The 21,814-nt window shown below is 58.0% G+C and carries 21 protein-coding genes; 5 read left to right on the top strand and 16 right to left on the bottom strand.

The features are described 5' to 3' along the window. Positions 1–25: 25 nt before the first annotated feature. The 3 genes from rpoD to rpsU form a co-directional block, all read right to left on the bottom strand. Complete coding sequence (rpoD, locus tag ES815_RS06525; RefSeq protein WP_142487145.1) at positions 26–1,873, bottom strand: RNA polymerase sigma factor RpoD; 1,848 nt, start codon at positions 1,871–1,873, stop codon at positions 26–28. Positions 1,874–2,022: 149 nt separating this feature from the next. After that, the gene (dnaG, locus tag ES815_RS06520; RefSeq protein WP_142487144.1) at positions 2,023–3,768 is read right to left on the bottom strand and encodes a DNA primase; all 1,746 of its coding nucleotides are present in this window, start codon (positions 3,766–3,768) and stop codon (positions 2,023–2,025) included. 236 nt (positions 3,769–4,004) lie between these two features. Next, positions 4,005–4,220, bottom strand: a complete 216-nt coding sequence (gene rpsU / locus ES815_RS06515) for a 30S ribosomal protein S21 (protein ID WP_001144069.1) — start codon at positions 4,218–4,220, stop codon at positions 4,005–4,007. A gap of 236 nt (positions 4,221–4,456) precedes the next feature. Here rpsU and tsaD point away from each other — a divergent pair, with 236 nt between their 5' ends. Next, positions 4,457–5,470 carry a tRNA (adenosine(37)-N6)-threonylcarbamoyltransferase complex transferase subunit TsaD gene (gene tsaD / locus ES815_RS06510; protein WP_142487143.1) on the top strand — a complete coding sequence of 338 codons (1,014 nt, stop codon included), beginning with the start codon at positions 4,457–4,459 and terminating at the stop codon, positions 5,468–5,470. Positions 5,471–5,487: 17 nt separating this feature from the next. Here tsaD and ES815_RS06505 read toward each other — a convergent pair whose 3' ends face one another. Continuing rightward, positions 5,488–6,159, bottom strand: coding sequence for a response regulator transcription factor (locus tag ES815_RS06505; protein ID WP_142487142.1), 672 nt, complete (start codon positions 6,157–6,159; stop codon positions 5,488–5,490). A 358-nt stretch (positions 6,160–6,517) separates the two neighbouring features. Between ES815_RS06505 and ES815_RS06500 the strand changes: the two genes are divergently transcribed. Further along, positions 6,518–8,497: a S8 family peptidase gene (locus tag ES815_RS06500; protein ID WP_142487141.1), complete on the top strand. Its 1,980-nt coding sequence runs from the start codon at positions 6,518–6,520 to the stop codon at positions 8,495–8,497. Between the two features lie 32 nt (positions 8,498–8,529). Here ES815_RS06500 and ureG read toward each other — a convergent pair whose 3' ends face one another. From ureG to plsY, 10 genes are all read right to left on the bottom strand, one after another. Beyond that, entirely contained in the window at positions 8,530–9,147 is a 618-nt protein-coding gene (ureG, locus tag ES815_RS06495) for an urease accessory protein UreG (protein ID WP_142487140.1), read from the bottom strand. A gap of 9 nt (positions 9,148–9,156) precedes the next feature. After that, a complete protein-coding gene (locus ES815_RS06490) occupies positions 9,157–9,828 on the bottom strand; it encodes an urease accessory protein UreF (RefSeq protein ID WP_142487139.1) in 672 nt (223 codons plus the stop codon). Continuing rightward, entirely contained in the window at positions 9,828–10,367 is a 540-nt protein-coding gene (locus ES815_RS06485) for a HupE/UreJ family protein (protein WP_142487138.1), read from the bottom strand. The genes ES815_RS06490 and ES815_RS06485 overlap by 1 nt, the downstream gene beginning before the upstream one ends. 9 nt (positions 10,368–10,376) lie before the next feature. Further along, positions 10,377–10,841 carry an urease accessory protein UreE gene (gene ureE, locus ES815_RS06480; protein WP_142487137.1) on the bottom strand — a complete coding sequence of 155 codons (465 nt, stop codon included), beginning with the start codon at positions 10,839–10,841 and terminating at the stop codon, positions 10,377–10,379. A 9-nt stretch (positions 10,842–10,850) separates the two neighbouring features. Continuing rightward, entirely contained in the window at positions 10,851–12,554 is a 1,704-nt protein-coding gene (gene ureC / locus ES815_RS06475; RefSeq protein WP_142487136.1) for an urease subunit alpha, read from the bottom strand. Beyond that, on the bottom strand, positions 12,547–12,861 hold the full coding sequence (locus ES815_RS06470; RefSeq protein ID WP_142487135.1) for an urease subunit beta: 315 nt from the start codon (positions 12,859–12,861) through the stop codon (positions 12,547–12,549). The genes ureC and ES815_RS06470 overlap by 8 nt, the downstream gene beginning before the upstream one ends. 9 nt (positions 12,862–12,870) lie before the next feature. Next, positions 12,871–13,173 carry an urease subunit gamma gene (locus ES815_RS06465; RefSeq protein WP_142487134.1) on the bottom strand — a complete coding sequence of 101 codons (303 nt, stop codon included), beginning with the start codon at positions 13,171–13,173 and terminating at the stop codon, positions 12,871–12,873. A gap of 10 nt (positions 13,174–13,183) precedes the next feature. Further along, entirely contained in the window at positions 13,184–14,011 is an 828-nt protein-coding gene (locus ES815_RS06460) for an urease accessory protein UreD (RefSeq protein WP_142487133.1), read from the bottom strand. 722 nt (positions 14,012–14,733) lie between these two features. Then, positions 14,734–16,200, bottom strand: coding sequence for an MFS transporter (locus ES815_RS06450; RefSeq protein WP_142487132.1), 1,467 nt, complete (start codon positions 16,198–16,200; stop codon positions 14,734–14,736). Between the two features lie 119 nt (positions 16,201–16,319). Further along, positions 16,320–16,934, bottom strand: a complete 615-nt coding sequence (gene plsY / locus ES815_RS06445) for a glycerol-3-phosphate 1-O-acyltransferase PlsY (protein ID WP_142487131.1) — start codon at positions 16,932–16,934, stop codon at positions 16,320–16,322. A 107-nt stretch (positions 16,935–17,041) separates the two neighbouring features. Between plsY and folB the strand changes: the two genes are divergently transcribed. Together folB and bacA are read left to right on the top strand one after the other, a co-directional pair. After that, positions 17,042–17,410 (top strand): bifunctional dihydroneopterin aldolase/7,8-dihydroneopterin epimerase, encoded by a 369-nt coding sequence (gene folB, locus ES815_RS06440; RefSeq protein ID WP_106995853.1) that lies wholly within the window; start codon positions 17,042–17,044, stop codon positions 17,408–17,410. A gap of 105 nt (positions 17,411–17,515) precedes the next feature. Further along, entirely contained in the window at positions 17,516–18,334 is an 819-nt protein-coding gene (gene bacA / locus ES815_RS06435; RefSeq protein ID WP_142487130.1) for an undecaprenyl-diphosphate phosphatase, read from the top strand. Between the two features lie 13 nt (positions 18,335–18,347). Here bacA and ES815_RS06430 read toward each other — a convergent pair whose 3' ends face one another. Both ES815_RS06430 and ES815_RS06425 read right to left on the bottom strand, forming a co-directional pair. Further along, complete coding sequence (locus ES815_RS06430; protein WP_142487129.1) at positions 18,348–19,589, bottom strand: multifunctional CCA addition/repair protein; 1,242 nt, start codon at positions 19,587–19,589, stop codon at positions 18,348–18,350. 61 nt (positions 19,590–19,650) lie between these two features. Further along, on the bottom strand, positions 19,651–20,271 hold the full coding sequence (locus ES815_RS06425) for a TIGR04211 family SH3 domain-containing protein (RefSeq protein ID WP_106995850.1): 621 nt from the start codon (positions 20,269–20,271) through the stop codon (positions 19,651–19,653). Between the two features lie 238 nt (positions 20,272–20,509). On the opposite strand from ES815_RS06425, the gene ES815_RS06420 reads away from it, so the two are divergent. Next, positions 20,510–21,811, top strand: coding sequence for an inorganic triphosphatase (locus tag ES815_RS06420; RefSeq protein ID WP_142487128.1), 1,302 nt, complete (start codon positions 20,510–20,512; stop codon positions 21,809–21,811). Positions 21,812–21,814 lie beyond the last annotated feature (3 nt).

Below are 21,814 nucleotides of genomic sequence, written 5' to 3'. Positions count from 1 at the left end.
AGGGAGCTTTTTACGTTCAGGACGCTTAGTCGTCCAGGAAGCTACGCAGCACTTCAGAGCGGCTTGGATGGCGCAGTTTACGCAGCGCCTTCGCTTCGATCTGACGGATACGTTCACGGGTAACGTCGAACTGTTTACCCACTTCTTCCAGCGTGTGGTCGGTGTTCATGTCGATACCGAAACGCATACGCAGGACTTTCGCTTCACGGGCGGTCAGGCCAGCCAGCACGTCGTGCGTGGCGGCACGCAGGCTCTCGGTGGTCGCAGAGTCCAGCGGCAGCTCGAGGGTGGTATCCTCGATGAAATCACCCAGATGCGAATCTTCATCGTCGCCGATTGGCGTTTCCATGGAGATTGGCTCTTTGGCGATCTTCAGCACCTTACGGATCTTGTCTTCCGGCATCAGCATGCGCTCGGCCAGCTCTTCTGGCGTCGGCTCGCGGCCCATTTCCTGCAGCATCTGGCGGGAGATACGGTTGAGCTTGTTGATGGTCTCAATCATATGCACCGGAATACGGATGGTGCGCGCCTGATCCGCGATAGAGCGGGTAATTGCCTGACGGATCCACCAGGTGGCGTAGGTGGAGAACTTATAACCACGACGGTATTCGAACTTATCAACCGCTTTCATCAGACCGATGTTGCCTTCCTGAATCAGATCCAGGAACTGCAGGCCACGGTTGGTGTATTTCTTGGCGATAGAGATAACCAGACGCAAGTTCGCTTCAACCATCTCTTTCTTCGCACGGCGGGCTTTCGCTTCACCGATGGACATGCGACGGTTAATGTCTTTTACCTGCTCAATGGTCAGGCCGGTCTCTTCTTCAATCTGCTGCAGCTTCTGCAGGCCACGATGGACGTCGTCAGCCACATCACGCAGCTTTTCAGACCATGGCTTGTTCATCGCGATAGCCGCGTTGAACCAGGTTTCGCTGGTTTCGTTGCCGGTGAACAGGGTGATGAAGTTCTTCTTCGGCATTTTGCACTGTTCAACGCACATTTTCATGATGATGCGTTCCTGGGTACGGACGCGGTCCATCATGACGCGCATGCTGTTAACCAGGTAATCGAACTGTTTTGGCACCAGACGGAACTGTTTGAACACTTCAGAAAGCTTCAGGATCTCTTCCTGAGCGGCTGCGTGGCTGCGGCCTTTGGCTTTAATGGTGTCGCGGGTCACTTCATACTGCTTACGCAGCTCACCGAACTTCTCACGCGCCAGTTCAGGGTCGATGCTGTTGTCATCGTCGCTGCTGTCATCGTCGCCGTCTTCTTCATCTTCGTCTTCGTCATCATCCATCTCTTCCTGAGACAGTTCAGACCCGACGTGCGTCGCCGTTGGCGCCATGTCTTCTTCCGCGTTCGGATCGACAAAGCCGGTGATCAGATCGGACAGACGCGCTTCTTCTGCTTCCACACGATCGTACTGCTCGAGCAGATAGGTGATGGCTTCAGGGTATTCGGCAACGGAACACTGAACCTGGTTGATCCCGTCTTCGATACGTTTAGCGATGTCAATTTCGCCTTCGCGGGTCAACAGTTCAACGGTACCCATTTCACGCATGTACATGCGCACCGGGTCCGTCGTGCGGCCGATTTCAGATTCAACGCTCGACAGAACCTGTGCAGCAGCTTCTTCTGCATCTTCATCGGTGTTGTTTGAGTTTTCAGCAAGCAACAGATCATCGGCATCAGGGGCTTCTTCCATCACCTGAATACCCATGTCATTGATCATTTGGATGATGTCTTCGATCTGATCGGAGTCGACGATATCTTCCGGCAGATGGTCATTGACCTCGGCATAGGTCAGATAGCCTTGCTCCTTACCACGTTGGACAAGAAGTTTCAGCTGTGACTGCGGGTTTTGCTCCATAAGACGGTATCCACACTTATTCGTTTGATTGGTGTCGGCGATACGGCTGCCAACCTTTAAAGCGAGGGCGTACTTGTATTTTTGCCGCTGCCTCTCAGTGCGGCTGTCGGGATCTACCCGAACGATATTCGGCACTTAAGCCGTTAAATTCATTTCCGGGCACGTGCTTCAGTAATCACACGCACCTCTTCGCGTTCTGCTGGCGTTAACCCATGGGTCCGCGAGCGGGCGATCAATTCAGAGAGCCGTAGCTCAAGCATCGAATCAAACATATGGTTGAGCGAGTCGGTGAAGGTCTCTTCAGCGATATCTTTATCTGCTATATCGTCCCACATCGACAGTTTTTCAAGGGTTGCGGACGCTTTTGTTCCGCGATAGTGCTCTAAAAGTTGCCCGGTGGTCAGACCTGGCTGTGAGAGACAAGTGTTGACCAGTTCTGCAAATAAGCCAAGTCCCGGCAGCTTTTCATGGTCCAGACCTGCCAGGGAAGGCACTTTCGGTGCCAGTTCCGGATTCTGCACCAGCAGTCCTATCAGTATACGCATGGTTGTGCGTTTTAGCTGAGGCGCGGGGCGAGCCGCTCCGCTCTCCGCCAGCTTTGGCATTAAACGTTCAAGCTGACTGTCATCCAGAATGCCGAGTTTTTTACCCAGCTCCTGACGCAGATAGATGCGCAACGTTTCGCCCGGCACCTGAGTAATCAGCGGCAAAGCCAGCGTGCTCAGCTGGGCGCGGCCATCCGGGGTGCTCAAATCCACCTGCGGCATCAGGCTGTTAAACAGAAACGTGGAGAGCGGCTGAGCCTGCTCCATCCGCGCTTCAAAAGCCGCTTTGCCCTCTTTACGCACCAGCGTATCCGGGTCTTCGCCGTCGGGCAGAAACATAAAGCGTAGCTGACGCCCGTCGGTCATATAAGGCAATGCCGTCTCCAGCGCGCGCCAGGCGGCTTCGCGCCCGGCACGGTCGCCGTCGTAACAGCAGACCACGGTGTTGGTCACCCGAAACAGCAGCTGAATATGGTCGGCGGTCGTGGAGGTGCCCAGAGACGCAACGGCATAGTTAATGTCGAACTGCGCCAGCGCCACCACATCCATATAGCCTTCGACCACCAACAGGCGCTGCGGTTCAGCGTTATCCTGCTGGGCTTCATACAGGCCGTACAGCTGGCGGCCTTTATGGAAAATGTCGGTTTCCGGGGAGTTAAGGTATTTCGGCAGGGCATCGCCCAGCACGCGTCCACCAAAACCAATTACCCGGCCACGCTTGTCGCGAATAGGGAACATCACCCGTTCGCGGAAGCGGTCATAGCTGCGTCCCTTGTCATTAGTGACCAGCATGCCCGCGTCGATGAGGGATTTACGATCTTCGCTATTGCCGCCAAAACGCTTTAACACGTTATCCCAGCCGGGAGGGGCGTAACCAATAGCGAAACGCGCAATAACATCGTCGCTCAGTCCGCGCTGGTTCAAATATTGACGCGCAGGCTCAGCGGCAGGTTGCTTAAGAGACTGTTGATAAAATGCGTTCAGGCCGTCCATCAGCTGATACAGCGTTTGTCGTTGATGACGCTCTATCTGGCTTGGCCCGCTGCCTGCTTCATACGGCACTTCAAGGTTGTGCATGGCAGCCAGCTCTTCGACGGTTTCAACGAACTCGAGCTTGTCGTAGTTCATCAGAAAGTCGACGGCGTTGCCGTGCGCCCCACAGCCGAAGCAGTGGTAGAACTGTTTTTCACCGTTTACGGTGAAAGAGGGGGTTTTTTCGTTATGGAATGGACAGCACGCATGGTAGTTTTTGCCCTGCTTCTTCAGCTTTACCCGCGCGTCGATAAGATCGACGATGTCGGTTCTTGCCAGCAAATCATTGATAAATACGCGTGGGATTCGTCCAGCCATAGGCCCCGTGATTACACTTCATCCTTCAAACTGTCTCTGCGTTGGCTGCGCTCGTTCACCCCTGTCACTTACTTAAGTAAGCTCCGGGGATTCACTCACTTGCCGCCTTGATACAGCGTGAATGATTTTGTGTAAATCCTGATTCATAAACGAAAACAAGCCGCGCATTCCTTCCGGAAGCACGGCCTTACGACTACTACTCTGTCTGACAATTGAGGACGCGCGTCCTCAAAAGATTAGTACAGACGAGTACGGCGTGCGTTTTCGCGAGCCAGTTTCTTCGCGTGACGTTTCACAGCAGAAGCTTTAGCGCGCTTACGTTCGGTCGTTGGTTTTTCATAGAACTCACGACGACGAACTTCAGCCAGAACACCTGCTTTCTCGCATGAACGCTTGAAGCGACGCAGTGCTACGTCGAACGGCTCGTTTTCACGTACTTTAATTACCGGCATGTAACTCTCACCTTTATAAATTCGGTTTGCCGCTGGCATCAACGCCAGCTTATTTCAAAATGGTGCGGAATTTTACTGCAATTGCTGCTGCTTTGTAAAGCACCGCGGCCGTTTTTGAAAGGGACTTTTATAAGGGTGAGGAGTATACACGAAGAGAACTCCAGGGGTGAGGAAAGTTTTACATCAACCCGCCCAGGCTCTACACTGCGCGGTATCTGAGTGAGGTAAAACAAGTCATGCGTGTACTGGGTATTGAAACATCCTGCGATGAAACCGGCATCGCAATTTACGACGATGAAAAAGGGCTGGTCGCCAACCAACTGTATAGTCAGGTGAAATTACATGCTGACTACGGCGGCGTGGTGCCGGAGCTGGCCTCCCGCGACCATGTACGTAAAACGGTGCCATTGATTCAGGCAGCGCTGAAAGAGGCGGGCTTAACGGCAAAAGATATCGACGCCGTGGCCTACACCGCCGGTCCGGGTCTGGTCGGCGCGCTGCTGGTGGGCGCGACCATCGGGCGTTCGCTGGCGTTCGCGTGGGATGTGCCGGCGATCCCGGTTCACCATATGGAAGGGCACCTGCTGGCGCCGATGCTGGAAGACAATCCACCGGCATTTCCGTTCGTGGCGCTGCTGGTTTCCGGCGGCCATACCCAGCTGATCGGCGTCACCGGAATCGGTCAGTATGAACTGCTGGGCGAATCCATTGACGATGCGGCGGGTGAAGCCTTCGACAAAACCGCCAAGCTGCTGGGGCTCGATTACCCTGGCGGCCCGATGCTGTCGAAGATGGCGTCGCAGGGTACGGAAGGGCGCTTCGTCTTCCCGCGCCCGATGACCGATCGTCCGGGGCTCGATTTCAGTTTCTCCGGTCTGAAAACCTTTGCGGCGAATACCATCCGTAATAATGAAAACGACGATCAGACTCGCTCCGATATCGCCCGTGCCTTTGAGGATGCGGTGGTGGATACGCTGATGATCAAGTGCAAGCGTGCGCTGGATCAGACCGGCTTTAAGCGTCTGGTGATGGCGGGTGGCGTCAGCGCCAACCGTACCCTGCGCGCGAAGCTGGCGGAGATGATGCAAAAGCGTCGCGGTGAAGTGTTCTATGCCCGTCCGGAGTTCTGCACCGATAACGGGGCGATGATCGCTTATGCCGGGATGGTGCGTCTGAAGCCCGACGCGACGGCAGATTTGAGCGTCTCCGTTCGTCCGCGCTGGCCGCTGGCTGAACTGCCTGCCGCCTGATGGCAAACGCCCGGATGTCAGATAACGATATCGAACATCCGGGTTTTGGCTAACAGACAGTAAAGCTGACAGCCGTTTTTCACCCCCAGCTTCTCCATCGCCCGCATTTTATGCGCACTCACGGTTTTGATGCTCAGATGCATACGCCGTGAAATATCCGTCAGGCTTAACCCTTTGCAAATCAAACGCAGCACTTCTGTTTCCCGTGGCGAGAGCGCCTCGTTGCTGGTTTTACCTTTCTGAAAGAGGGTATTCATCAGGGTGCGCTCGACAAACACCTCGCCGCTCATCACCGATTGCAGCGCCTGGCCAAGGATTTTCTCATTCGTATGCCGACTGAGATAAGCCCTGGCACCCGCCTCCAGCGCCAGGCGGATCATCAGCGGATTGGTATCGGGCGAGAGCATAATGACCTTTAGCGTGGGGTAGTGATGCATTAACCATTTCACCAGCGTCAGCCCCTCCATATCGTTCAGCGACTGGATGAGGGTGTAGCCCAGCAGCAAAATATCGGTTTTATTCTGTGCCAGCAGGTTCAGCAGCTCGCTGGTTGATGCCGCCTCGCCAGTAACGCAAAGGTTAAGCGGGGAGTGGGTATCCGTCAGATGCGTATGGTTGTCCATGATCATGGCGCGCACACCCCGACGAATAATGGTGTGTTCATCAGCAATCGCAATCTTGATTGTCATCGGGGTTCCTTTCGCGTGCTACCGCACTATTTTGATGTGCTCAGATAAAAAGCAATTTTACCGGATATGTTTATTTTGCTGTTGCGCTGGAATAAACATTTTTATTATAAAGTGTCCTTGCGCGGTTATTTTAAGTGAGATGCAGGTAGGTAATAAAGTTTTCCATCAGGTATTTAAGTTAATTTTATTCTCAGTCGTCATTGACATCTTTTATATTTCATTATTCCTTCATCCTGACGTCTTGGCAGGAAAATTCTTGCTTTCTTGCCAGAGCGCTCTTATTGGTGGTGGGGCGTTTTTAATTCAAGCTGAAAAAAGGATGTGTGTTTATTTATGACCTAATGGAATATTGGCTAAAATGAAAAAAAGTATATTGTCCCTGCTAATTTGCGCAGCCGTCACCTGTTCAGCCTATGCAGAAACGGCCCCGCAGGTAGAACTCGCTCAGAACGGCGAATCTTATGTCGCCATTGTGGTTAAACTGAAGCCCAGCAAACCGCTTTTGAAATCAACCGGCACGACCAGCGCCAGCACCACGACTAACCAGCTAACCCTGAGCGATCCATCGCTGGTGCCGACCAGCATGTTCCGTCCGAACAAACTGCGCAGCACCCAATCCGATGAGTTCGCCCAGCTTAATGCGCGGTACGGTTTCGATCGTTATCTGCGTATTGAATTACCGGAAAGTAAAGCGACCGACAGAACCTATATCAATAATATGATTGCGGAGCTGGAACAAAACCCCAATGTCGACATCGTGTATCCCGAAAGCCTGCCGGTATCGCTGGATAAATATCATGTTGGAAATGAACAAAACCAGCCGTTGCTGAAATCCACGGTGCAAAGTTCAGTCGGTGCCTCAACGGTGCCAGATTTCCGTCATCTGCAATATTACACTAAAGCGCCAACGGACAAACGCCAGGGATATTATATGGGCGGGGTCAACCGTGACAGTGTGAATCAATATCCGGGTAATGCAGGCGAAGGTGTGACCATTATTTCCATGGAAAACGATATCTGGAATGTGAACCACATAAATCTGCCGACGCCTGCGTTAACCCAGGGAAATACGAAGTACATCGACGATCACGATACCGCTTCCGTGGCGATTATGGCGGCCAAAGATATTGGCGCTGGGGTGCGTGGTCTCAGCTGGAAAAGCCGTGTCGGCTTCTCAGACTGGAAGTATAACAACCTCTATAACATGATCCCTTTGCTGAAAGCGGGCGACGTGGTGCAGATCGGGATGCAAACCGGCGGCGGGGAGATAACCGGTTGTACCACTAAAGACTGCTATGTCCCGCAGGAAAACGTGCAAAGCTATTACGACGTGATTAAGGCCCTGACTGACAAAGGCGTGTACGTCATAGAAGCCGCGGGGAATGGCAATATCAACCTCGACCATTCGGCGTTTAAGGGGAAATTTGACGTTCATACCCGCGATTCAGGTGCCATCATTGCCGGGGCATTCTGCGCCAAAGACGGCAAAAAAGCGTCGTTCAGCACCTACGGATCGCGTGTGACCAGCTCCTCATGGGGTTGCTGGGATGTCGTGACTGCCGGCTACGGTAGTCTTTATAATGCCGCAAACGCGCAATATACCAACACCTTCGCTGGCACCTCCTCCGCCAACCCTATCATTGCAGGCGTCGTGGCCAGCCTGTCAGGGATTGCCAAAGCGAACGGTATCACCGTCACCCCGGTGCAGATGCGTCAGATCCTCCAGGACACCGGCACCTCGCTGGCGAACGGAGAGTCGGCTAAAGTGGGAACCCATCCTGATATGGAACGTGCGGTCGCGCGGATCCTGGCCCTGAAGGATGGCGGCAAAACCGCCCCAGCCCCGACAGCAGCCGCAGGTGCGGACTACACCATGGTTTCACCTGCCAGCGGCGTAAGCACTTATCCGCTGGATGGCAGTAAGAGCCTGAACGTGAAGTCGTTTAACTGGAGCGTCACCAAAGGGGCCGGCACCTTCTGGCTGCAGGAGAAGCTGAACGGCTCGCTGGTCAACAGCGTGAACAGTGCGCATGCCTGGGCGGTGATCCCGGCCAATACCGAAGGTGAAGTGACCTATACGCTGACCACTACCGGCGAAGACGGGCGTACCGCGCAGGACAGCATGACCATTAAGGTCAGCAAACCGGCAGCGCCAGCGCTGGATGTCCCGGCCTATAACGCAAAAATCGCCTATCCGACCAAATGCACGAAAGTGTCGTATAACGGCAAGATCTGGATGAACCAGTGGTACGTCAATCCGGGCCAGGAAACCCCGGGCACTGGCGGCACCTGGGGCGTGTGGCGTCAGCCGGGCGCAACGGGCAACAGCTGTAAATAACATCCACAGCCTGGCGTCACGCCAGGCTTTTTTTACATCTTCAGCATCCCTTTTTCTTCCAGGAAGCCAATAATCGTTGCCAGCCCGTCGCCCGCTTTCAGGTTAGTGAAGGTCCAGGGACGCTCGCCGCGCATCCGGTTGGTGTCACGCTCCATGACCTCCAGCGATGCGCCAACATAGGGGGCGAGATCGGTTTTATTGATCACCAGAAAATCGGATTTGGTGATCCCCGGCCCGCCTTTACGCGGGATCTTTTCCCCTTCCGCCACGTCGATCACATAGATCGTCAGATCCGCCAGCTCCGGGCTGAAGGTGGCGCTCAGGTTATCTCCGCCGCTCTCGACAAAGATCAGGTCCAGATTGCCGAACTTCTCGCTTAACGCTTCCACTGCCGCCAGATTCATCGAGGCATCCTCGCGGATCGCAGTGTGCGGGCAGCCGCCGGTTTCCACCCCGACAATGCGCTCCGGCTCGAGTGCCCCCGCTTCGGTGAGGATGCGCTGATCCTCTTTGGTGTAGATATCGTTGGTCACCACCGCCAGCTGATACCGATCGCGCATCGCTTTACACAGGGCTTCCAGCAGGGCGGTTTTGCCCGACCCCACCGGGCCGCCGACGCCTACGCGCAGGGGGTGTTTGTACTCAGACATAGAGACTCCTCAGGAACGGAATAACCGTGAATATTGGGTTTCATGACGCGCTGAAGCGATGGCGGAGAGCGGCGTGGCCGCCCCCAGCTGGTCATCGCGGCGCAAAAGCGCCTGCTCCAGCCCGTCGGCAAAGCGATCGCAAAGTTCGATGATCAACAGCTGGGCCGCCTGCTGGCCGAAGGGCACCAGCTTGACGCCCGCCATTACCGCGCTCTCAATCCAGCTGTAGCCGAGGCTTAACGCCAACTCGCGCAGGCCGATTCCCCAGCGCACGCCGAGCCATGCCATGCCGCACAGCTGGCTTTGCGAGAACAGCGGCAGCCAGTCGGGCGGGCAGTCCGCCTCCCAGCTTTTGATCAGCCGGGTGAAGGCCGCTCCGCGGTTACGCTCCTCTTCCCGAAGTTCGCGAGTCTCGCGGCAGGCCAGCAGGTATGCCGTCCAGCGCGAGGCGGCTGCGATATCGTTCTGCTCGCAGGCGCGATACAGACGGGAAAACAGCGGCAGATCGACGCAGAAAAAGCTCTGCTCCATCTGCTGACATTGCCAGGCTTTGAACGCGGCCGGGGTGGTGACCCAGCCCGCTTCCGCCGCCCACTCCAGCCCCTGCGACCAGGTATAAGATCCCACCGGCAGGCTGCTGCTGGTGAGCTGCATCAGGCGCAGCTGGCGGGAGGGCTTCATCAGCTCATCAGTGCCAGTAGGGCGGAGGCGATCAGCCCGCCGCCGAAGGTTTTACGCAGCCCATCGTGACGGCGCAGCAGCATACCGGCAGCAAAGCTGACGCACAGCACCGCCGCGCTGGCGAGCATAAAGCCGCTGGTGAAAAGCCAGAAGCTGTGGCCTGCCATCTCGACGCCGTGGGCCCAGCCGTGGAACATCGCCAGCGCCGGTACGGCCAGCAACAGACGGTTTTCGGTTTTGAACATCATCACGCCGCACACCGCCAGCGAGGCGATAATCAGCATCTCCATGCCGCTAAAGCCCCCCAACAGGCTGCCCGCGACGGCGCCGGTCAGCATCATCCCGAGGGTGGCGAAGGGCATCAGCAGCCTGCGGCCGCTCAGGGCGGCGAGCACGCCTGCGCCGGTCAACATCAGCAGATGATCCAGCCCGGTCAGGGGATGGAAAAAGCCGGCCTGAAAACTGTCGCTGCCGTGCCCCGGATGGGCCAGCGCGGGCAGGGAGAAGGCCAGCAGCAGCAGGGGTAATAACTTACGCATGATGGATCCTTAATGTGAATGTGCGTGAGAGTGCGAATGGGAGTGGCCTTCGCTGGCGTAGGCGCCCGCTTCCGGCTCAAAAGGCAGGCTGGCGAAAGTCACCTCGAGATCGAACAGCTTTAGCATCTCGTCCAGGACATGATCGTGGTGATAGCGCAGCTCGCCGGGCAAGATTTGCAGCGGCACGTGGCGGTTGCCCAGGTGATAGCAGGCGCGGGCCAGCAGGAAGGGATCGGCGCAGCGCACCACCGACAGCGGCTCGGCGGCGGCAACGACCTCCACCACCTCACGCTCGTCGTCGCTGGCGAGCAGGTCGCCGCCCCGCAGCAGCAGGCCGCGCGGCAGTATCAGCCCGGCATCGCGCCCGTCGTCCAGCACCACGCGGGCACGGCTCTTGACCCGGACATCAATCGGCAGCGTCACGCGGGCGGTCACGGCATGGGGATGGTCAAGGCGTTGGGTTAAGGTGATCATGATTCCTCCTCAGAACAGAAAATAGCGTTGCGCCATCGGCAGGATCTCTGCTGGCTCACTGGTGATCGGTTCCCCGTCGATGCGCACCTCATAGGTTTGCGCGTCGACGGTAATGTTCGGCTGCAGGCCGTTGTGGATCATGTCGGCCTTTTTCACCGTCCGGCAGCCTTTGACCACCGCGATGGCGCTCTGCAAATTCAGCTCCTGCGGGATGCCGTTGTCGGCAGCGGCCTGCGAGACAAACGTCAGGCGAGTGGCGTGGCGGGCGGCACCCAGCGCGCCAAACATCGGCCGGTAGTGCACCGGCTGCGGGGTGGGGATCGAGGCGTTAATGTCGCCCATCGGCGCGCAGGCGATCATCCCGCCTTTGACGATGGTGGCGGGCTTCACGCCAAAGAAGGCCGGGGACCAGACCACCAGATCCGCCAGCTTTCCGGCCTCAATCGACCCGACCTCGTGAGCAATGCCGTGGGTCAGCGCCGGGTTGATGGTGTACTTGGCGATATAGCGCTTCACCCGCAGGTTATCGTTATCGCCGCGCTCGTCCGCCAGCGGGCCGCGCTGCACCTTCATGCGGTGCGCCACCTGCCAGGTACGGATAATCACTTCGCCCACCCGGCCCATCGCCTGCGAATCCGACGAGGTGAGGGAGAAGGCGCCGATGTCATGCAGCACGTCCTCGGCGGCGATGGTCTCCCGACGAATGCGCGATTCGGCAAAGGCCACGTCCTCAGCGATATCCGGGTCGAGGTGATGGCAGACCATCAGCATGTCCAGATGCTCGTCGATGGTGTTGACCGTGTAGGGCAGGGTCGGGTTGGTGGAAGAGGGCAGAATGTTAGGGTGTGCGCAGGCGGTGATGATATCCGGCGCATGGCCGCCGCCCGCCCCTTCGGTGTGGAAGGTATGGATGGTGCGCCCGGCGATAGCCGCCAGGGTGTCCTCGACAAACCCGGCCTCGTTGAGGGTGTCGCTGTGCAGCGCCACCTGAATATCCATCTCATCCGCCACCGTCAGGGCGCAGTCGATCGCTGCGGGCGTTGAGCCCCAGTCCTCATGAATTTTCAGGCCGATGGCCCCTGCGGCAACCTGCTCGCGCAGGGCATCGGGGTTGGAGCCATTGCCTTTTCCCAGCAGGCCGATATTCACTGGCAGCGTATCGGCGGCCTGTAGCATCCGCGCGATATACCAGGGTCCTGGCGTGCAGGTGGTGGCATGGGTGCCGGCAGCAGGTCCGGTGCCGCCGCCGATCATGGTGGTAACGCCGGAGACCAGCGCCTCTTCCGCCTGCTGCGGGCAGATCCAGTGGATATGGGTATCGACCCCGCCTGCGGTAACGATCTTGCCTTCGGCGGCGATCACCTCGGTGGCCGCGCCAATCGGGATGGTTACGCCGGGCTGAATATCCGGGTTACCGGCTTTGCCCACGGCGACGATCCGGCCGTCCTTCACGCCGATATCGGCTTTGACGATCCCCCAGTGATCGACGATTAGCGCGTTGGTCAGCACCAGATCCACGCACTCCTGCGCCGTCATCTGCCCCTGGCCCATGCCGTCGCGGATCACCTTCCCGCCGCCGAATTTGACCTCTTCGCCGTAGATCGTCAGATCCTGTTCCACCTCGATCCACAGCTCGGTATCGGCCAGCCGCACCTTATCCCCGGTGGTGGGGCCAAACATGTCGGCATAGGCCTGACGCGAGATCTCAGCCATGATCCACCTCGCCCATCACCGCGCCGCGGAAGCCGACAAGGCGCTGCGCGCCCGCCACCTGCACCAGCGTGACGGCGCGCTTTTGCCCCGGCTCGAAGCGCACGGCGGTGCCCGCGGCAATATTCAGCCGGTAACCTTTGGTGGGCTCACGATCGAACTTCAGGGCCGGGTTCACCTCGTAAAAATGGTAATGGGATCCGACCTGGATCGGACGATCCCCGTGGTTCTCGACGATCGTCGTCAGCGTGTTGCGCCCGGCATTAATAACGATCTGCCCGGGTTGTATCTGATATTCGCCTGGGATCATGCTCCCCCCTTACAGGATCGGATTGTGAACGGTGACCAGCTTGGAGCCGTCCGGGAAGGTGGCCTCCACCTGAATGTCCGGGATCATCTCCGGCACGCCCTCCATCACCTGGCTGCGGGCCAGAACGTGGCGACCGGCTTCCATTAATTCCGCCACCGTCTGCCCGTCGCGCGCCCCTTCCATAATGAAGGCGCTGATCAGGGCCACCGATTCCGGGTAATTGAGCTTTACGCCGCGGGCGAGACGGCGCTCGGCCACCAGCGCGGCGGTAAACAACAACAGCTTGTCTTTTTCTCTGGGGGTCAGTTCCATCGTGCGTCTCTCAGGTGTGCCAGATTCGGGGCGAGCAGGGGGCTTTGGCGGTGAGCTGCGGGCGCAGGCGTTGCCAGATCTCGCGCATCGCCTGCTGGCAAATCAGGTTGTCATGGGCCAGAAAACGGACCGACAGCAGGCCGTCGGTGAGGGTAGCGCCCGCAAAATCGTTCAGTGGGGTCAACAGCTCACGGGCATCATCCAGCTGCGTTTCGGTTGCCGGATAAAACAGCAGGGTGCCGATCCAGGGGTGTTCCGCCACTGGCGACAGATCGCCGTCCGCCAGATGCTGGCGCTCGATCAGCAGCGGTTCGCCCTCGAGCCAGATTTCAAGGCGGCTCTCAATGCGTCCGTGGCTGAAGGGCTCATTGATCACCGGGCGACCGAGGCAAAACAGCTCCCAGGCCAGCAGGGTGCTGCTGCGCTGCAGATGAAACACCGAGCGCAGGGCGGCATTCGCGCCGGGGAAGAAAATGGTGTCCTGCGGTAGCCACTCCAGAATGGCGTTTTCGTCCAGCGTGAAGTGCTGATCCAGCCGCGCCAGCGCGCCAGTGCTGCGATAGAACTTGCTGGCGCCGGGCATGGTGATCAGCGCATGGCTGCGGGCCTCAAGGTGGACGTCGATCGTCAGTTCATCCCCGCCAACAATCCCGCCCGGCGGATGCAGCAGATAGAGGTGGCAGGTCTCGCCTTCGGGATAGAACGGACGTTGTACGGTAAGGGGACCGACGTGACGGGCAGCGTGAAGGAGGGTTTTTTCAGGGGTGTGACAAAACTGCAAAGCAAGCGAGGCCTGCCAGCCTTTTACTGTTTTATCAACCATCTGAGTTGCTGACATGCTTCATCCATCTGCTCGCCATCGGGGTGTTTTTTAGTATGCCCTGGCGGAAATGAAGGCTGTCATATGAGTCACTTATGGATGAGGCGTTCGCTAAGAGCTCACTTATTTTCTGGAGTGGTGGAATTGTTCCGTTCACTATGACTTCTCTGCGTTATGTGCGCCCCGCTGCGGTGAACGTGTTAAGGGGGCTGCCGCCGCCCCCTTAACAATCCCGGCTCCCGGCAAAGAAAATCGCCGCTTCGCGGTGCCTTCGGCTTATTCCCTTCGGCTATCGGGTCGGGCGTGATCCTACATCCATGTAGGTCACGCCCTCTCGGCGCATCCATGCGCCTTGCCCCGGCCTGCGGTCAACGCCTCAGCGATTTTCAGCCGGACTTTCGCTCCCTCAACCTTCTCTGCGGTTTGAATGTGGCACGGGTGTTGAGTCCCCGCTGAAATCGGCGAACCGGAGACCGGATGACAAGGGCTGGACGCCAGGGATGGCGGCCAGAGGCGAATCGAGACAGGATGTCGAGTTGAGCCGACCGCAGGCGTCAGGTCGGGAGGTGAGCGTAGTGCGAAGCACCGATTTCGTCGCGGGGCCGCGGGGATTGATAAGGGGGCCGCGGTGGCCCCCTTATCACGTTCACAGGTTCCGTTCATTTCATATTCTGCTGGACATGAGGTGAACGGAACCATTCCACTCCTGCTACATAATGCCTTACCAGACAGGTAATACCTTACCGGTAATCCTCCGCATCAATATCATACCCGGAGGGCTCCCAGCGGATCGCCAGCAGCGAAACCAACCCAATCAGCGGCGCCAGGGCGATCACCCAGAACACCGCCGTATCCATCGAGGCCACCAGCAGCGGGAACATAAACAGCGACAGCGTTGAGCTGCTGCGCATCAGCGTCTGGTTCAGCCCCACCCCCACACCGCGCAGCGAGGTCGGGTAGCTGAGCGAGGCAAAGGTCATCGTATGCGCCCCCGGGCCAAAGCCCTGGCCGAACAGGAACAGGGCCAGCATCGCCACCGCCGCGATCCCCTCCGCCGAGCCTTCCGGACGACCGATAATCGCCAGCCCCAGCAGGGCAATCAGCTGACAGCTATAACCCCCCAGCGACATCCGCCAGGCGCCAAAACGCGGTACCAGCCGCACCGCCAGCAGGCCGCCGACAAAGGCGAACAGCAGGTTCAGGGCCAGGGAGATCAGAATCGTGGTCAGCATCGACTGCACAAAGAAGCTGGAGATAATCACCGGCAGGCCAAAGGCCACGGCGTTATAGGCGAAGGACGACACAACCGACAGCAGCGTGGCAAGCGTAGTGCGGCGCAGATAGACCCCACGGAACAGATTCAGGTAGTTACGCCAGCTGGCTTTGTTCACCACCGGGGCGGGCTGATCGAGCGCCTCCTGCGGCACGTGGGCATTAATGTTATACGCCTTGCGCAGAATCGAGGCTGCCTCTTTCAGGTTGCCCTGATTCGCCGCCCACACCGGCGATTCGCTCATGTACTTACTGCGGATGGCAATGATCACCAGCGCGGGGATCGCCCCGAAGCCGAGGATAATTCGCCACAGCCAGTCACTGTGCGTCTCCGGCAGCACGCCATAGAAGAAGAGCACCAGCAGATAAGAGATGCTGATTGCGGCATACCAGGTGGGACACCACATGGCGACGCTGGCGGCTTTGTTGCCGGGGCCTTTCAGCCTGGCGAACTCGCTTAAGAAGGCCATCGCCACGGGGAGGTCGATCCCCACGCCCAGGCCCATCACAAAGCGCGCCCCTGCCAGCACGTACTCGTTCGGGGCAAACGCGCAGGCGATGGCCGCGACCACAAAGAACACCATGTCGGCCATAAAGACCCGGTAGCGACCGATTTTATCCGTCAGGTAGCCGCCAATCAGCGCCCCGACAATTGCGCCGAAGGTGATCGCCGAGGCCACCATGCCGGTGCCTGCGGGCGTAAGGTTGAACTCGCGGGTAATGTCTTTGATCCCGAACGCCAGCGCGCCCAGGTCGTAGGCATCCAGGAAGATACCGCCCAGCGCAATGCCGATGACGATGCGCGCATTGGCCCGGCCCTGGGAGCCTTCATTAACCAGTTGGGTGACGTCCGCTGCGTTACGGACCCATTTGATCTCCCCGTCGGGAGTTTTTCCTGCCGTTGCAAGTGAGGTTGGATCTGCGATCTCTGTCATTTTCTTATGTTGTGTTGGCTGTACGAACAAAAAGAGTACTCACCGCAAGAAAACGATCTAAATCACATTTGGTTATAAGGCATAACTAAGGGGGCAGGCGAAAGGGGGGCAGAGTCGCCTTACTGCGGATCTTTCTTCTTTCTCTTCAGCCTGGCCCAGATTTTGGTCTCCTGACGACGCCACAGGCGCTGGATATTGTCATGATGACGCAGCAGGATCAGGCAGGAGAGCATCGACACCGGGAAGGTGAACTGCGGTTTGAACCACCAGACGTAAAACGGGGCAATCAGCGCGCTGACGATAGCGCCAAGAGAGGAGTAGCCGCTGAGCAACACGCTGAGCAGCCAGGTGCCGGCCATTACGCCGGTGAGATCCCAGCCAATAGGGGCAATGGCGCCGAATGCGGTGGCCACGCCTTTACCGCCTTTGAAACCGAAGAATACCGGCCAGATATGGCCCAGGCAGGCGGCGATGGCAATCAGCCCCAGCCAGAATGGCGTCACGCCCAGCGCATACGCGCCCCAGACGGGAAGCATGCCTTTCAGGACGTCAAAAATCAGAACCGCTACGGCTGCTCCTTTGCCGCCAATTCGTAGTACATTGGTCGCCCCCGGATTCCCGGAGCCGTTCTCGCGTGGATCGGGTAATCCGGCGATACGGCAGACCAGAATGGCGCTGGAAATTGAGCCGCAAAGGTAGGCGAGGAGGATCATTCCAGGCGCGATTGCACTCATAACGCTGTTCCGTTTTGAAAATATCGTTTTGTACTTAGCATCTGTGGATAATACGCATAATTCGCCGGGAGTGGTATCCGGTTTAGCCAAAAACCAGGCAGGTCGTGATGGATATAGTATTTATAGAGCAACTTTCGGTAATCACCACTATCGGGGTGTATGACTGGGAACAAACCATCGAACAGAAGCTAGTGTTCGATATCGAAATGGGCTGGGATAACGTCGCCGCCGCGAAAAGCGATGATGTGAACGATTGTCTCAGTTATGCCGACGTCAGCGAAACCGTCATTAGCCACGTGGAAGGTCAGCGTTTTGCGCTGGTGGAACGCGTGGCGGAAGAGGTGGCGGAGCTGCTGCTCAGCCGCTTTAATTCCCCGTGGGTGCGCATCAAAGTCAGCAAGCCGGGCGCGGTAGCCCGGGCGGCCAATGTGGGCGTCATCATTGAGCGTAGCCAAAATCTGAAAGGAAATATTTAACGGTATAATAGTTAAACCAATTCCTGTTAAATCAGTCTTACAGCTGTTCCTTCTGCGGTTGCCCCCCCGGGTAACCCGTTTTTTTGTCTTTTTAGGGGTTTATTGATGAGCGATATGCACTCCCTGCTGGTGGCAGCAATACTGGGTGTAGTCGAAGGATTGACAGAGTTTCTGCCGGTTTCCAGTACGGGCCATATGATTATCGTCGGCCATCTGCTGGGGTTTGAGGGCGAAACGGCGAAAACCTTTGAGGTGGTGATCCAGTTAGGCTCCATTCTGGCGGTCGTGGTGATGTTCTGGCGCCGCCTGTTCGGGTTGATTGGCATTCACTTTGGTCACCCGCCGCATGAAGGCTCCGGCAAAGGGCGTTTGACCCTGCTGCACATTCTGCTCGGGATGATCCCGGCGGTGGTGCTGGGTCTGGTGTTACATGACACCATCAAATCGCTGTTTAACCCGATTAACGTGATGTACGCGCTGGTGGTCGGTGGCGTACTGCTGATTGCCGCGGAGCTGCTGAAGCCAAAAGAGCCGCGCGCGCCGGGTCTGGATGATATGACCTACCGCCAGGCGTTTATGATTGGCTGCTTCCAGTGTATGGCGCTGTGGCCGGGCTTCTCCCGCTCGGGAGCGACAATTTCAGGCGGGATGCTGATGGGCGTGAGCCGCTATGCCGCCTCTGAGTTCTCGTTCCTGCTGGCGGTGCCGATGATGATGGGAGCGACCGCGCTCGATCTCTACAAGAGCTATCACTTCCTGACCGCAGGCGACATTCCGATGTTTGCCGTGGGCTTTATCACCGCCTTTATCGTGGCGCTGATTGCCATCAAAACCTTCCTGCAGCTGATCAAGCGTATTTCGTTTATCCCGTTCGCCATCTATCGCTTTATCGTGGCGGCCGCGGTCTACGTGGTCTTCTTCTGATGACCGACTGCCCTCAGTCTTTTGGCTGAGGGCAACGCTGTTCCTTCCAGTACGCTACCGCCTGAATCCGCCGTTTCGTTAACTCTTCCCGAATCTCTGGCCCTTTAAATCCGGCCTCGACCACCGCTTTGGTCGGCACGGCTTTCGCCACCTCCCAGGCTTCGCGCAGCAACCGCCCCTGCGGATAGTCGCTGGCTTCAAACCCGGTGCGCCCGCGCACGTCGGCTTCGCTGGTCAGGGCGATCTGCTCCACGCGCTGCGGCTTACGCCAGGCGTCGATGCTGTCGAACAGCTTGACGATGGTGGCCGGTTTGAGGATGGGGAAGGTGTGGATCAGGTCATGGAACTCGGCGACCAGCTTTGCCAGATCGCGGATCTCGTTCGGCACCCGCATGCGCTGGCAGACTTTTTCAACCAGCCTGACGCCGGCCGGGCCGTGGCCGTGATGGCGCGGCCACAGTTCGGGTGGCGTTAAGCCCTTGCCGAGGTCGTGACAGAGGGTGGCAAAGCGCACGTCCACGTCGGGGCTCAGCATCGCCGCCATGCTCAGGGTCATCAGGGTATGGATGCCGGTGTCAATTTCGGGGTGCCACTTCGCCGGGGCAGGCACGCCGAACAGTGCATCCACTTCCGGGAACAGCACTTTGAGCGCCCCACAGTCGCGCAGTACCTGGAAGTATACCTGCGGATTGCGGGTGGTGAGCGCATTCTCGGTCTCTTTCCACACGCGCTCAGGCGTAAGGTGTTCCAGCTCGCCCGCGTCGGTCATCTCCGTCATCAGGGCCATGGTTTCGTCGGCAATGCGGAAGCTCAGATGGGCATAGCGGGCAGCAAAGCGCGCCACGCGCAAGACGCGGAGCGGATCTTCCGAGAAGGCAGGGGACACATGACGCAGGATGCGGTTTTGCAGATCCTGTTTACCGCCGTAAGCATCGACGATATGACCGTTTTCATCCTGTGCGAGGGCGTTGATGGTCAGATCCCGGCGCTGCAAATCGTCTTCGAGGGTGACATCAGGGTCGGCATGGCAGATAAACCCGGTATAGCCGACGCCGGATTTGCGCTCGGTACGCGCCAGGGCGTACTCCTGACGGCTTTGCGGGTGCAGAAAGACAGGGAAATCGCGGCCTACCTGCTGGTAACCCGCATCGAGCATGGCCTGAGGGGTGGCTCCCACCACCACCCAGTCCTTATCTTTGACCGGCAGACCTAACAACGCATCACGAACCGCACCACCGACCAGATAAATCTTCACGCCACACTCTCCCGTATCAAATATTGGCAAAATAATACGTAAGTGTGGCAGAGATGGCGACTTAGTTCATCCAACGGTCTTTACGTTTACGGCTCGGCACCAGATGTGGCAGCACCAGACCCAGCAGCAGACCCATACCCAGCACGCCGCCGCCATACATAAACCACTGCATGATGATGGTGCGCTGTTTGTCATCCAGCTGCAGGTTGGCCGCGCTCACCTTTTTCTGGGCGACGATCAGCTCGTTCTTCAGCTTCTGGTTCTCATCTTTGAGGCCGTTGATCACCCCATCGCTCTGGGCCACTTTCTGCTGCATTTCAGCGGTGCGCTGGTTCCAGGTGGCGTCGATATTGGTCAGCTTGTCGGTCAGGGTTTTGACCTGGTTTTCCAGATCCGGCACGCGGGTGCGCAGGCTCGGGTCGGTGCTAAGCTCTTTCAGGGGGATCCAGGCGGTACGGCCGCTGCTGTCGCGTACCTGGCCATAGTTGGATTCCGCATTGCTCTGCAACAGCACCACTTCCTCGCCGGCATTAATCGTACCCACGAGGCGATAATTGTCACCCGGACCGCTGCGTACCCAGGTGTTCAGTTCGTCAGAAACGTAGCGCTTCTCTTCTGCGTGGACCACGGTCGCGGCGCTTAAAGCAAGTAATGTCAGTCCGATCAGGCGTAATTTAGGCATCAGGCAGTCGTTATTTTCATAAAAAGTGGAACGATATTAGTGGAAACAGTCTTCAGGCTCAAAGGATTCGTCAGCATTCGGAATCCTCTGTGCCCTGATGGCCACTGTAGCAAACTTTACGCCCGTCAAATTGCCCATTGCGTGGCAATCTGGCGCAAAATACTATCTACTGACAAAAAAGTGGCGAGTAAGTTCGCCGTAATTTACCCCGCGATGTTGCAATCAAAAGAACAAGGCCATGGCTCAGGAAATCGAATTAAAGTTTATCGTTGAAAGCGGCAGCGTTGACGCGCTGCGAAATCACCTGCATCAGCTGAACGGCGAGCATCACGCGCCGGTGCAGCTGCTCAACATCTATTACGAAACCCAGGACCTGTGGCTGCGCCGTCACGACCGGGGTCTGCGCATCCGCGGCGTGGACGGGCGTTATGAGATGACCATGAAAATCGGCGGTCGCGTGGTCGGCGGCCTGCATCAGCGCCCGGAATACAACATTGAGATTGGCCAGCCCGAGCTGGAGCTCGCGCGCTTCCCGGCGGAAGTGTGGCCGGAAGGTGGGCTGCCAGACGGGCTGGCGGAGAGCGTCAGCCCGCTGTTCAGCACCGATTTCTGGCGCGAGAAGTGGCTGGTGAACGAAGGTAAAAGCCGGATCGAAATCGCCCTGGACCTGGGTGAAGTAAAAGCGGGCGAGTTCCAGGAGCCGATCTGCGAGCTGGAGCTTGAGCTGCTGGAAGGCCACGCCGATGACGTGCTGAAGCTGGCCCGCAAGCTGGTGACCCAGAGCGGCCTGCGTCAGGGCAGCCTGAGCAAAGCCGCCCGCGGCTATCATCTGGCCCAGGGCAACGCGCCACGCCTCCTGAAGCCGACCGAAATTCTGCGCGTCGCGCCGAAATCCTCCGTCGAGCAGGGCTTTGAAGCCTCGCTGGAGCTGGCGCTGAGCCAGTGGCAATACCACGAAGAGCTGTGGATCCGCGGCGTGAAAGGCGCAAAAGAGCACGTGCTGGCGGCGATGGCGCTGGTGCGTCACAGCCTGACGCTGTTCGGCGGCATTGTGCCGCGTAAAGCGAGTGCTCACTTACGTGATCTGCTGACCCAGGCCGACGCCCTGATGGCCTCTGATGTTTCTGCCGAGACGGCGGTCTACAGCCCGCAAACCGCTATCGCTAAGCTGGCGCTCACCGAGTTCCTGGTGACCCGGGGCTGGCGCAGCTTCCTCGATGCGAAGGGGGAGACCAAAATGGCGGAAAACTTCAAGCGTTTCGCCGACATCCACCTGTCCCGTCACGCCGCTGAACTGAAAACCATTTTCGGGCATCCGCTGGGCGATCAGTATGGCGATCAGCTGATCCGGCTGGCGCGTAACGTCGACAGCATTCTGCTGCTGGCAGGGGCCTATGACGGACCGGTCGCCCGCGCATGGCTGGAGAACTGGCAAGGGCTGCTGTATGCCATCAAGACCCGCCAGCACATTGAAATTGAGCATTTCCGCAACGAAGCCATTTCGCAGGAGCCATTCTGGCTGCACAGCGGAAAACGTTAACGC

This window comes from Leclercia adecarboxylata, assembly GCF_006874705.1.
In the GTDB taxonomy this organism is placed as follows: domain Bacteria; phylum Pseudomonadota; class Gammaproteobacteria; order Enterobacterales; family Enterobacteriaceae; genus Enterobacter; species Enterobacter adecarboxylatus_C.
Note: the sequence above shows the minus strand (reverse complement) of the source record. Positions and strands in the feature narration are given on the sequence as shown.

What these genes read in the sequence shown, in the direction of transcription:
- ES815_RS06465 (WP_142487134.1), bottom strand. Translation starts at nt 13,173, where the DNA reads ATGGAACTGACCCCCAGAGAAAAAGACAAGCTGTTGTTGTTTACCGCC.
- ES815_RS06500 (WP_142487141.1), top strand. Translation starts at nt 6,518, where the DNA reads ATGAAAAAAAGTATATTGTCCCTGCTAATTTGCGCAGCCGTCACCTGT.
- folB (WP_106995853.1), top strand. Translation starts at nt 17,042, where the DNA reads ATGGATATAGTATTTATAGAGCAACTTTCGGTAATCACCACTATCGGG.
- ureG (WP_142487140.1), bottom strand. Translation starts at nt 9,147, where the DNA reads ATGTCTGAGTACAAACACCCCCTGCGCGTAGGCGTCGGCGGCCCGGTG.
- ureC (WP_142487136.1), bottom strand. Translation starts at nt 12,554, where the DNA reads ATGGCTGAGATCTCGCGTCAGGCCTATGCCGACATGTTTGGCCCCACC.
- ES815_RS06425 (WP_106995850.1), bottom strand. Translation starts at nt 20,271, where the DNA reads ATGCCTAAATTACGCCTGATCGGACTGACATTACTTGCTTTAAGCGCC.
- bacA (WP_142487130.1), top strand. Translation starts at nt 17,516, where the DNA reads ATGAGCGATATGCACTCCCTGCTGGTGGCAGCAATACTGGGTGTAGTC.
- tsaD (WP_142487143.1), top strand. Translation starts at nt 4,457, where the DNA reads ATGCGTGTACTGGGTATTGAAACATCCTGCGATGAAACCGGCATCGCA.
- ES815_RS06490 (WP_142487139.1), bottom strand. Translation starts at nt 9,828, where the DNA reads ATGAAGCCCTCCCGCCAGCTGCGCCTGATGCAGCTCACCAGCAGCAGC.
- ES815_RS06420 (WP_142487128.1), top strand. Translation starts at nt 20,510, where the DNA reads ATGGCTCAGGAAATCGAATTAAAGTTTATCGTTGAAAGCGGCAGCGTT.
- ES815_RS06450 (WP_142487132.1), bottom strand. Translation starts at nt 16,200, where the DNA reads ATGACAGAGATCGCAGATCCAACCTCACTTGCAACGGCAGGAAAAACT.
- dnaG (WP_142487144.1), bottom strand. Translation starts at nt 3,768, where the DNA reads ATGGCTGGACGAATCCCACGCGTATTTATCAATGATTTGCTGGCAAGA.
- ES815_RS06505 (WP_142487142.1), bottom strand. Translation starts at nt 6,159, where the DNA reads ATGACAATCAAGATTGCGATTGCTGATGAACACACCATTATTCGTCGG.
- plsY (WP_142487131.1), bottom strand. Translation starts at nt 16,934, where the DNA reads ATGAGTGCAATCGCGCCTGGAATGATCCTCCTCGCCTACCTTTGCGGC.
- ES815_RS06460 (WP_142487133.1), bottom strand. Translation starts at nt 14,011, where the DNA reads ATGTCAGCAACTCAGATGGTTGATAAAACAGTAAAAGGCTGGCAGGCC.
- ES815_RS06470 (WP_142487135.1), bottom strand. Translation starts at nt 12,861, where the DNA reads ATGATCCCAGGCGAATATCAGATACAACCCGGGCAGATCGTTATTAAT.
- rpsU (WP_001144069.1), bottom strand. Translation starts at nt 4,220, where the DNA reads ATGCCGGTAATTAAAGTACGTGAAAACGAGCCGTTCGACGTAGCACTG.
- ureE (WP_142487137.1), bottom strand. Translation starts at nt 10,841, where the DNA reads ATGATCACCTTAACCCAACGCCTTGACCATCCCCATGCCGTGACCGCC.
- ES815_RS06485 (WP_142487138.1), bottom strand. Translation starts at nt 10,367, where the DNA reads ATGCGTAAGTTATTACCCCTGCTGCTGCTGGCCTTCTCCCTGCCCGCG.
- rpoD (WP_142487145.1), bottom strand. Translation starts at nt 1,873, where the DNA reads ATGGAGCAAAACCCGCAGTCACAGCTGAAACTTCTTGTCCAACGTGGT.